Source organism: Dokdonella sp. (assembly GCF_035511235.1).
Lineage (GTDB): Bacteria > Pseudomonadota > Gammaproteobacteria > Xanthomonadales > Rhodanobacteraceae > Dokdonella.
Genome location: NZ_DATKFQ010000024.1, coordinates 46403 through 56604, shown reverse-complemented (window position 1 = coordinate 56604; position 10202 = coordinate 46403). Strand labels below are relative to the sequence as shown.

Here is a 10202-nt window from a genome sequence, read left to right as displayed (position 1 = left end):
GGCCGAGCGCGCGCACCTGCAGGCCTTCATCGACCGCTTCAAGGCCAAGGCCAGCAAGGCGCGCCAGGCGCAGTCGCGCGTCAAGCGGCTGGCCAAGCTGACCGGCACCGAGGCGGTGCGCGCCGAGCGGCAGATCCGGATCGGCTTCGCCGAGCCGGTCAAGCTGCCGCATTCGCTGCTGCGCCTGAACCACGTCGACGCCGGCTACGGCGACCTGCGCGTACTCGGCGACGTGCGCTTCGGACTCGAGGCCGGCGACCGGATCGGTCTGCTCGGCCCCAACGGCGCCGGCAAGTCGACCCTGGTCAAGACCCTGGTCGGCGAGCTGCCGCTGCTCGGCGGCGAGCGCACCGCACATCCGGAGCTGCAGCTGGGCTACTTCGCGCAGCACACGGTCGAGTCCCTGCACGAGGGGCAAAGTCCGATCGACCATCTGCGCGAGATCGCACCGGGCGTCGCCACCCAGGAGTTCCGCGATTACCTCGGCCGCTGGAACTTCGCCGGCAATCGCGCGTTCGAGCCGGTCGACGGCTTCTCCGGCGGCGAACGCGCGCGCCTCGCGCTGGCGCTGATCGCGTGGCGCAAGCCCAACGTGCTGCTGCTCGACGAGCCGACCAATCACCTGGACCTGGAGATGCGCGAGGCGCTGGCCGAGGCGCTCAGCGATTTCGGCGGTGCGATCGTTCTGGTCTCGCACGACCGTCATCTGACCGGCCTGGTCTGCGAGACGTTCTGGCGCGTCGCCGACGGCCGCGTCGAGGCCTTCGACGGCGATCTGGACGAGTACGCGGCCTGGCTGCGTGCACGCGGCAACAAGCCGGCCGAACGCAGCGACACCGCGTCAGTCGCGGCCTGAGGCCGCTGCCTGGGGCTGCGGCGCTTCGGGTGCCGGCGCGCGCCGGTCCGCCGCCGGGCGCAGGAACGGGCGTTCGGTCAGCCGGTACGACAGCCACGAGACGAGGATCACCGCCGGCGTCAGCCACAGGCCCAGCCTGAGCAGGCCCGCTGCCGGCGGCCATTGGCTGAACCCGGTGCGGTACGCGAGCACGAACACGATGCCGTGCCATAGATACAGGCTGTAGCTGATCCGTCCCAGGAACGCGAGCACCGGTCCGGCGAACAGCGCCGTCGCAAGCCGGCCGCCGGCGGCCGCGCCGTAGACGATCAGCGCCATCGGCGCGCCGATCAGCGTCCAGTGGAAGAACATCCACGGCACGTCGGCCGCGTCGAGCACGTTGCCGCGGCGCCCGAGTTCGGCGACCAGTATCGCGAGTGCGGCCAGTCCGGTCAGCAGCGCCGCGGCCGGCAGCCAAGCCGGTTCGCGCGGCCCGCGCCGCAGATGCGCCCAGGCGGCCAGCATGCCGAGCACGAACTGATCGAGCCGCGCCGGCAGGTGCATCATCGTGGTCCACCAGATCAGATCCGACGGCTCGCCGGTGTAGAGGCGGTCGTAGGCGAGGAGCCGGAACGCGATCACCCAGACCATGATCAGGGTCACCACCAGCCAGGCGCGCGCATGGAACAGCAGCCAGGCCAGCAGCGGCAGCAGCAGATAGAAATGCCATTCCACCGGCAGGCTCCACCACACGCCGTTCAACAGCGGGCCGATGTCCGGATAGAGCAGGAACTCCATGCTGAGATAGGCCAGGAACTGCTTGAAGTCGATCGGCCAGACGCCGCTGACCAGATAGCCGCCGACGGTCAGGATCAGCAGCTGGGCGTAGAACGGCGGCAGCACGCGCAGGCAGCGGCGCTTGAAGAACGTGACCAGGTCCGGGAACAGGCGGCGCCGGTCGATCCAGGCCAGGAACGGCTGGCCGAGCAGGAACCCCGACAGCACGAAGAACAGGTCGACGCCGAGCATGCCGCACGAGAACACCGCCGTCAGGTCGAGCCCGGCGACTACCACGGCCGGCGCGACCGCCAGCAGCCACAGATGCAGCAGCATCACCCAGACCGCGGCCACGCCGCGCAGGCCGGTCAGGGCAGGGGAGTAATCGGTCGTCGCGGTCACCGAAGCGGGAGCGGACCTGGCCGCGGCTGGGAAGCGGGACGGCAGTGTAGCGGCCGGCCGCCGGCACGTGTCGTTCTCGCTGCAGGGCGGCGTGGCCGCACCGGTCGCAGCGGCTATACTCCGGCGGTGTTTTCCAGCGGCCGTCAAGAGCCACCTGCACGTCAACGCAACGCATCGGGGAGGAAAGCTACATGGCTTTACTGCAGCAACACGGCATCCTGTTTTCGCTGATCTGCGCGCTGATCGCGCTGATCTACGGCGTGTGGTCGATCCGCTGGGTGCTGGCCAAGCCGGCCGGCAACGAACGCATGCAGGAGATCGCCAAGGCGATCCAGGTCGGCGCTCGCGCCTACCTCAACAGGCAGTACACGACGATCGGCATCGTCGGCGCGATCCTGTTCGTCGCGATCGGTCTGGCACTGGACTGGCTCACGGCGATCGGCTTCGCGATCGGCGCGGTGCTGTCCGGCCTGGCCGGCTACATCGGCATGAACGTATCGGTGCGCGCCAACGTGCGCACCACCGAAGCGGCACGGCACGGCATCAACGCCGCGCTCGCGGTCGCGTTCCGCGGCGGCGCGATCACCGGTCTGCTCGTGGTCGGCCTCGGTCTGCTCGGCGTCGCCGGCTACTACGTCGTGCTGGCGCGCATGGGCTACTCGATGAACGACGCGCTGCATGCGCTGATCGGCCTGGCGTTCGGTTCGTCGCTGATCTCGATCTTCGCGCGCCTGGGCGGCGGCATCTTCACGAAAGGTGCCGACGTCGGCGCCGATCTCGTCGGCAAGGTGGAAGCCGGCATTCCCGAGGACGATCCGCGCAACCCCGCGGTCATCGCCGACAACGTCGGCGACAACGTCGGCGACTGCGCCGGCATGGCGGCCGATCTGTTCGAGACCTACGCGGTGACGCTGATCGCCACGATGCTGCTCGGCGGCGTCATGGCCGCCGACACCGGTCCGTACGGCGCGCTGTATCCGCTGGTGCTCGGCGGCGTGTCGATCCTCGCCTCGATCATCGGCACCTGGTTCGTGCGCACCAGCCCGGGCGGCAAGATCATGAACGCGCTGTACAAGGGCGTCATCGTCTCCGGCGTGCTCGCGCTGGTCGCGTTCGTGCCGGTCACGCAGGCGCTGATGGCCGACAGCATCTACGGCGTCTGGAACATGTTCGGCTGCGCGGTCATCGGCATCGTGCTGACCGGCGCGATGGTCGTGATCACCGAGTACTACACGGCGACCGAGTACAAGCCGGTCCGTCACGTCGCCCAGGCTTCGACCACCGGCCACGCGACCAACATCATCGCCGGCATCGGCATCTCGATGAAGTCCACCGCCTGGCCGGTACTCGCGGTCTGCGCGGCGATCTGGGGCGCCTACCACCTCGGCGGCCTCTACGGCATCGCGGTGGCGGCTACGGCGATGTTGTCGATGACCGGCATGATCGTCGCGCTCGACGCCTACGGTCCGATCACCGACAACGCCGGCGGCATCGCCGAGATGGCCGAGCTGCCGCCGGAAGTGCGCGCGGTGACCGATCCGCTCGACGCGGTCGGCAACACGACCAAGGCCGTCACCAAGGGCTATGCGATCGGCTCGGCCGGCCTGGCCGCCCTGGTGCTGTTCGCCGACTACACGCACAAGCTCGGCGTCGAGCATCCCGACACGATCTTCACGTTCGACATCTCCGACCACATGGTCATCATCGGCCTGCTGATCGGCGGCCTGATCCCGTACCTGTTCGGCGCGATGGCGATGGAAGCGGTCGGACGCGCGGCCGGTTCGGTCGTCGAGGAGGTCCGCCGCCAGTTCCGCGAGATCAGCGGCATCATGGAAGGTACGACCAAGCCGGATTACTCGCGCGCGGTCGACCTGCTGACCAAGTCGGCGATCAAGGAGATGATGATCCCCTCGCTGCTGCCGGTGCTGGTGCCGATCCTGGTCGGCTTCCTGCTCGGTCCCAAGGCGCTCGGCGGTCTGCTGATCGGCACCATCGTCACCGGCCTGTTCGTCGCGATCTCGATGACGACCGGCGGCGGCGCCTGGGACAACGCCAAGAAGTACATCGAGGACGGCCATCACGGCGGCAAGGGATCGGACGCCCACAAGGCGGCGGTGACCGGCGACACCGTCGGCGATCCGTACAAGGACACCGCCGGTCCGGCGGTCAATCCGCTGATCAAGATCATCAACATCGTCGCCCTGCTGCTGGTGCCGCTGCTGTAGCCTCTTCGCCCGCATCACCGTACGAGGCCCCGGTCGAACGGGGCCTCGTCGTTCCCGGATGAACCTTATGCGCTTTCGTCTGCTTCTCGCCCTCGGTCTTCTGATCACCGCACCGCTCATGGCCGAATCCTCCCCACCCGCCACCGCAGCGTCCGACGCGGACGATCCGTATCTCTGGCTCGAGGACGTCGGCGGCGACAAGGCGCTGGACTGGGTCAAGGCGCGCAACGCCGAATCGACCGCCGCCCTGGCCGAATCGAAGGACTTCGAGCGCATGCGCGAGCGCATCCTCGAGGTGCTCGATTCGGACGCGCGCATTCCCGGCGTGGTCAAGATGGGTGACTACTACTACAACTTCTGGCGCGACAAGACGCATCAGCGCGGCTTGTGGCGGCGGACCACGCTCGCCGAGTATCGCAAGGAGCAGCCGGCCTGGGAGACGATCCTGGACCTCGACGCGCTCGGCAAGAAGGAGAACGAGAACTGGGTCTGGAAGGGTGCGCAGTGCCTGCGTCCGTACGACGGCCGCTGCCTGCTGTCGCTGTCGCGCGGCGGCGCCGACGCCAGTGTCGTGCGCGAGTTCGATCTGAAGACGCGCGACTTCGTCGCCGACGGCTTCACGCTGCCGGAGGCCAAGTCCTCGGTCGCATGGATCGACGCCGACACGCTGTTCGTCGGCACCGACACCGGCAGCGAGGCGATGACGCGTTCGGGCTATCCGCGCGTCGCGCGGCGCTGGAAGCGCGGCACGCCGGTCGCCGATGCGCCGGTCGTCTACGAGGGCAGTGCCGACGATCTCAGCATCAATGCCTATCACGACGACACGCCGGGCTTCGAGCGCGACTTCGTGCGGCGCACGATCGACTTCTACAGCAGCCAGACCTTCGTGCTCGGCAAGGACGGCAAGCGCGTGCAGCTGCCGATCCCGGACGACGCCAACGGCAGCGTGCACCGCGAATGGCTGACGATCGAAACGCGCACGCCGTGGACGGTCGGCGGCAAGACCTATCCGGGCGGCGCGCTGCTGGCGGCGAAGTTCGACGACTTCATGGCCGGCAAGCGCGACCTGGTCGTGCTGTTCGAACCGACCGAGACGACCTCGCTGTCGGGCTATTCGTGGACGCGCCATCATCTGATCGTCAACCAGCTCGATGACGTCAAGAGCGTGCTGAGCGTGCTGACGCCGCAGGACGGCGCCTGGAAGCGCGCCGCGCTGCCGGGCGCGCCGAAGCTCAGCACGGTCTCGGCCTCGGCGATCGACGCCGACGAGAGCGACGACTACTTCATGACGGTCACCGGCTACCTGGAGCCGACCACGCTGTACCGCGGCGTGATCGGCGAGGCCGAGCCCGAGGTGCTCAAGCGCACGCCGGCGTTCTTCGACGCCTCGCGGCTCGAGGTCGCGCAGCACTTCGTCAAATCCAAGGACGGCACGCGCGTACCGTACTTCATCGTCTCGCCGCGCGGCCTGCGCGCCGACGGCAGCCATCCGACGCTGCTGTACGGCTACGGCGGTTTCGAAGTGCCGCTGCAGCCCGGCTATGCCGCGGTCGCCGGCCGCGCCTGGCTCGAGAAGGGCGGCGTCTACGTGGTCGCCAACATCCGCGGCGGCGGCGAGTACGGGCCGCGCTGGCACCAGGCCGCGCTCAAGCAGAACCGGCTGCGCGCCTACGAGGACTTCGCGGCGGTGGCCGAGGATCTGATCAAGCGCAAGATCACCTCGCCCAAGCACCTGGGCATCCAGGGCGGCAGCAACGGCGGTCTGCTGATGGGCAACATGACCGTGCTGTATCCGCAGCTGTTCGGCGCGGTGGTCTGCCAGGTGCCGCTGCTCGACATGAAGCGCTACAGCCATCTGCTGGCCGGCGCCTCGTGGATGGCCGAGTACGGCGATCCGGACAAGGCCGACGAATGGGCCTACATCCGCACGTTCTCGCCGTACCACAACGTGCGCAAGGACGTGAAGTATCCGCCGGTGCTGTTCACGACCTCGACGCGCGACGACCGCGTCCATCCGGGTCACGCGCGCAAGATGATGGCGAAGATGCGCGAGCAGGGCCACGACGTGACCTACTACGAGAACATCGAGGGCGGCCACGGCGGCGCAGCCGACAATCGGCAGGCGGCTTTCATGCAGGCGCTTGCCTATACGTTCCTCTGGCAGCATCTGAAGTAACCATCGCATCCGCGGCGGCGCCGGCCGGCGCCTCCGTCGTATCGCGGCAGCCCGCCGTTCGCGGGCGAGGCCGATGGGCCGCTGCGCAGCGCCCGCGGCTGCAAGCGCTGTCCGGCCTGTCCTCGTGATCGCCTGATCGCGGGCGGCCCGCTGGCCGCCGATCGATCGAATCGACCCCGCCGCCACCGGTCCGGCGTTGCAGGCTCGCACGACAACCGGCGAGGAGGCGACGCGATGAAGGCGCTGACACGATGCGATGGGGTTCGCGTGGGTGGGTTCGGGGCGACCTTGGCCCTGCATGTCGTGGCGATCGCGGTGGTCTGTGCGCCGGCGGTACTGCCGGACCGCCTGCGCGTGAACCCGTCGCCGCCGCTGCAATGGATCGGTGCGGTCGAGCCGGTCGAAGCGCCGCTGCCGCCGCCACCCATACCGCCGCCGCCCGCGCCGCCGCCGCGTCCGGTCTCGCCGGCGCCTTCCGTACCGTCACCGGCAACACCCATCCCGGTGTCGGATCCGTCCATGGCTTCCGAACCTGCATCGCAGGCGGCACCTGCCGATGCCGCCTCGACGAGCGCCGATGCGCCGGCAGCGACGGCGATAGCGACCGCGACGGCGCCGCCGGTGCTCGCCGAAGGCGCACTCGCCTACGCGTTCGTGCGCGAGCCGGTCTATCCCGCCGATGCGCTGCGGCGCGGCGAGCAGGGCACCGTGCTGCTGCGCGTATCGGTAGCTGCGGACGGGTCGATCGAGCGCGTCGAGATCGAGCGCAGCAGTGGCTCGTCGCGGCTCGATCGCGCCGCGCGCGACGCGGTGCGGCAATGGCGCTTCCGGCCGCCCCTCGTCGGTGGCGCGCCGGCGGCAGCGGTCGGCATCGTGCCGGTGATGTTTCGACTGCCGGCGCGAGCCTGATGCGGTCGTGCGCCGAGGCGGCTCGGCGTGGCCTCGCCGCATCGAGGCGACGCGAGCTGACGATGGCTGTCAGAAGCTGTCACCGGCGTCTGCGTACTGCGAACGCGATCGCATTCCGCCGCGGGGCGACTGAGACGCGCATCGCGGTGCTGCCGGCACGGACCTTGCTCGTTCGACGATGCGGGCCGCCGATCGCCGCGGCGCGCAGGAACCTGAGACATCGGCGCAACCGGACGACGCGCGAGCAAAGGGCATTCGATGGACGGATGGACATCCCGGGTGCGGACGATCGGCTCGCCTGATCGGTATCGCCACGATGCGCGCGATGCGCCGCATCGACTCCGCGAAGCGGTGGCAGCGCAGCATCCTCGACGATCGAACGGCGGCTCGAACGCCGATGCCCGCGCCGCGATGCGCGTCGCGCGGCGGCCGGCACGGCTGCACGCGTCCGGCTCGGACCGGCACGCCATCGGCAGCGCGCACGGGTATGCCTGCCTGTGCCGATCGACGCGACTGCCCCGCTCCGGAGCGTTCGGATGAAACCGATGAACAAGGTCGAGACCGCCCTGCTGACACGGCGGCTGCAGGATCTGCTGGCCGAGCACGAGAGCATTCTGGCCGCCGTGGTCGCGACGCATGACGGCTTCGAGGTGGCCTATGCGCAGCGCCAGGGCGCGCTGTCGCCGGCCCGCGTGGCCGCGATGGCCAGCTCGCTGCAGGCGCTCGGCAGCTCGATGGCCGCCGAGACCTCGAGCGGTGCGTGCACCGACATCATCATCAACGGCACGCTCGGCCGGCTGCTGGTCCGCGACATCACCGATGCGCAGATGCCGCTGCTGCTGTGCGTGCAGACCACGACCGAAACCGTGCTCGGCTCGATCCTGTTCGCGGTGCGCGAGTGCATGGCCGACGTCGCGGACCTGCTCGAGCGCGCGCATCACTAGATGCGGCGCGGCGGCGATCGCGCTGCGTCGACGCGCATCACCGGGTGGCATCCGGCCGCGCTGCGGTGACATGACGCGGCGCAGGGTCGGGGCGCCGTGCCGGAGAATCCCGAGGCGGCCTCGAGGGTCAGCCGCCGTTGTCGCGGATGCGGCCCTGGCCCTCGTTGTCCCAGTAGCCGAACAGCTTGCGCGCGATCAGCTTGTAGGCGCGCTTGCCGGTCGCGTGCCAGATGCGCGTGATCCACGAGCGGCGGCGCAGCACGCGCCGTTCGGTCGGCGTCAGCGCGTCCGGGCAGTAGGTGCGCTTGTGCTTGAGCAGATGGCGCAGATCCTCGCGCGCCAGCAGCCGGAACAGCGCGCCGCGGCGCCGACTCAGCCAGGCGATCTGGAAGTCGAGCACGCCGGGGCGGCCGTCGCCGAGCACGAGCCAGTTCGGTTCCTTGGCCAGATCGTTGTGCGCGACGCCGCGCTCGCGGATCCGCTTGAGCAGGCGATGTGCGGCACGGTAGAACGCCGGGTCGCGCGGCTGGCCGCGCTGCATCGGCTCGCCGGCCAGATAGCTGCGCTCAAGCTGGCCGTCGTCCCAGGCGATCAGCTGCGGCACGCCGTCGATGCCGGCCAGTGCGGTCAGCACGCGTGCCTCGCGCGCGGCCGCACTGCGCGCGAACGGACGCAGCAGCACGTGTACTTCGCGCGTGTCGCGCCGGATCCAGCAGCGGTCGCCGTCGCGGCACAGCTCGATGCGGCCGAGCGCGTCGGCCTTGAGGGGCGTGATCTCCATGCCGCTAGCATAGCCGAGTGCTGCGGGCGTCCCAGGCGAGATGCCCGCGTTGCACCGCCCGAGCGCTGCTTGGCGTCGGCCGGTCGGGAGACGCGCAGGCCCGTCCTTCGCGATGCCTCGCGCTAGTGTTGCGCCAGATGCGCATGCCCGTGATCGTCGCCGGTCGCGAGCGCGCTGCGATACGCGCGCCGGTCTTCGGCATCGAGGCGGCGCGCGCCGAGCGCGACCAGCGCTGCCGGATCGGCGCCGATGCGCAGACGGTTGCCGAGGCCGGCGTACAGATAGTGCTCGCCGTAGACCCGTGCCAGCGCCGAGAACGTCGGCTCGCCGGTGCAGTGGCCCGGCGCGAGATAGGCGACGCGATACTGATCGTGCAGCAGCCGGCCGAGCGCGGCGATCGCCGCATCGTCGGCCGTGACGTGATGGAAGCCGCCGGCGATCAGGTGCACGCGCGGATCGATCGCGGCCGCCGCGGCGACGATGCGGTCCAGTCCCGGATGCGAGCAGCCGACGACGAGCACGAGCCCGCTGCCGGTCTCCAGCGCCAGACTCAGCTCGCGCAGTTCGCGCGTGCCGGCCTTGTCCGAGACCAACGCGATCAGATGAATGCCGGGCGCGATCTGCGTCGTCTCCTCGACCAGGCGGAAGTCGGCGCCGGGCCAGGCCGCGCCGAACTTCAGCGTCGCCGGCGGCGCACCGTCGTAGTAGCGCCGTTCGGCCGGCAGCGTCGGATCCTTGCGGTAGAAGCTGCCGGGCAGGTCGGCGCCGTAGACGCCGAAACCTTCCTTCGGCGCGTAGATCGGCACCTTCGGATTGATCGCGAGCAGGTGCGCCAGGCCGCCCATGTGGTCGCCGTGACGATGCGACATCACGACGAAATCGAGGCGCTCGAGGTCGATCTTCAGCGCGCGCGCATTGTGCTCGAGCACGGCCGGGTCGTTGCCGGTGTCGAACAGGATGCGCTTGCCGCCGTACTCGATCAGCGCCGCATAGCCCCAGTCCTTGCGCAAGCTCGCGTCCTGGCCGAATGCGTCGTAGAGCACCGTGATCACGGCCTCGTCCGGTGCGGGCGGGGCGGCGCGCGCGATGGGCAGCAGCGCGGCGAGCGCGATCCACGCGCACAGTGCGAGCGAAAAACGGGTTGCCATCGGCG

At 69.8% G+C, this 10202-nt stretch carries 7 protein-coding genes and 1 pseudogene; 5 read left to right on the top strand and 3 right to left on the bottom strand.

What is annotated here, in order from left to right; all coding sequences use genetic code 11:
* Positions 1–808 (top strand): annotated as a pseudogene (locus tag VMR06_RS10925) (ABC-F family ATP-binding cassette domain-containing protein); the annotation flags it as partial.
* Between the two features lie 33 nt (positions 809–841).
* Here VMR06_RS10925 and VMR06_RS10920 read toward each other — a convergent pair.
* Complete coding sequence (locus VMR06_RS10920) at positions 842–2014, bottom strand: acyltransferase (protein WP_325376164.1); 1173 nt, start codon at positions 2012–2014, stop codon at positions 842–844.
* Between the two features lie 191 nt (positions 2015–2205).
* Here VMR06_RS10920 and VMR06_RS10915 point away from each other — a divergent pair, with 191 nt between their 5' ends.
* From VMR06_RS10915 to VMR06_RS10900, 4 genes are all read left to right on the top strand, one after another.
* Positions 2206–4239, top strand: coding sequence for a sodium-translocating pyrophosphatase (locus tag VMR06_RS10915; RefSeq protein ID WP_325376160.1), 2034 nt, complete (start codon positions 2206–2208; stop codon positions 4237–4239).
* A gap of 67 nt (positions 4240–4306) precedes the next feature.
* Complete coding sequence (locus tag VMR06_RS10910) at positions 4307–6415, top strand: prolyl oligopeptidase family serine peptidase (RefSeq protein WP_414648115.1); 2109 nt, start codon at positions 4307–4309, stop codon at positions 6413–6415.
* 519 nt (positions 6416–6934) lie between these two features.
* A complete protein-coding gene (locus tag VMR06_RS10905) occupies positions 6935–7324 on the top strand; it encodes an energy transducer TonB (protein ID WP_325376154.1) in 390 nt (129 codons plus the stop codon).
* Positions 7325–7869: 545 nt separating this feature from the next.
* Positions 7870–8268, top strand: a complete 399-nt coding sequence (locus tag VMR06_RS10900) for a roadblock/LC7 domain-containing protein (RefSeq protein ID WP_325376152.1) — start codon at positions 7870–7872, stop codon at positions 8266–8268.
* 127 nt (positions 8269–8395) lie between these two features.
* Here VMR06_RS10900 and VMR06_RS10895 read toward each other — a convergent pair whose 3' ends face one another.
* Both VMR06_RS10895 and VMR06_RS10890 read right to left on the bottom strand, forming a co-directional pair.
* Positions 8396–9049, bottom strand: a complete 654-nt coding sequence (locus VMR06_RS10895; protein WP_325376150.1) for a serine/threonine protein kinase — start codon at positions 9047–9049, stop codon at positions 8396–8398.
* Positions 9050–9171: 122 nt separating this feature from the next.
* A complete protein-coding gene (locus VMR06_RS10890) occupies positions 9172–10197 on the bottom strand; it encodes an MBL fold metallo-hydrolase (protein ID WP_325376147.1) in 1026 nt (341 codons plus the stop codon).
* Between the last annotated feature and the right edge of the window lie 5 nt (positions 10198–10202).

Coding starts and splice junctions, on each gene's coding strand:
- VMR06_RS10905 (WP_325376154.1), top strand. CDS start 6,935: ATGGCTTCCGAACCTGCATCGCAGGCGGCACCTGCCGATGCCGCCTCG.
- VMR06_RS10915 (WP_325376160.1), top strand. CDS start 2,206: ATGGCTTTACTGCAGCAACACGGCATCCTGTTTTCGCTGATCTGCGCG.
- VMR06_RS10910 (WP_414648115.1), top strand. CDS start 4,307: ATGCGCTTTCGTCTGCTTCTCGCCCTCGGTCTTCTGATCACCGCACCG.
- VMR06_RS10895 (WP_325376150.1), bottom strand. CDS start 9,049: ATGGAGATCACGCCCCTCAAGGCCGACGCGCTCGGCCGCATCGAGCTG.
- VMR06_RS10900 (WP_325376152.1), top strand. CDS start 7,870: ATGAACAAGGTCGAGACCGCCCTGCTGACACGGCGGCTGCAGGATCTG.
- VMR06_RS10890 (WP_325376147.1), bottom strand. CDS start 10,197: ATGGCAACCCGTTTTTCGCTCGCACTGTGCGCGTGGATCGCGCTCGCC.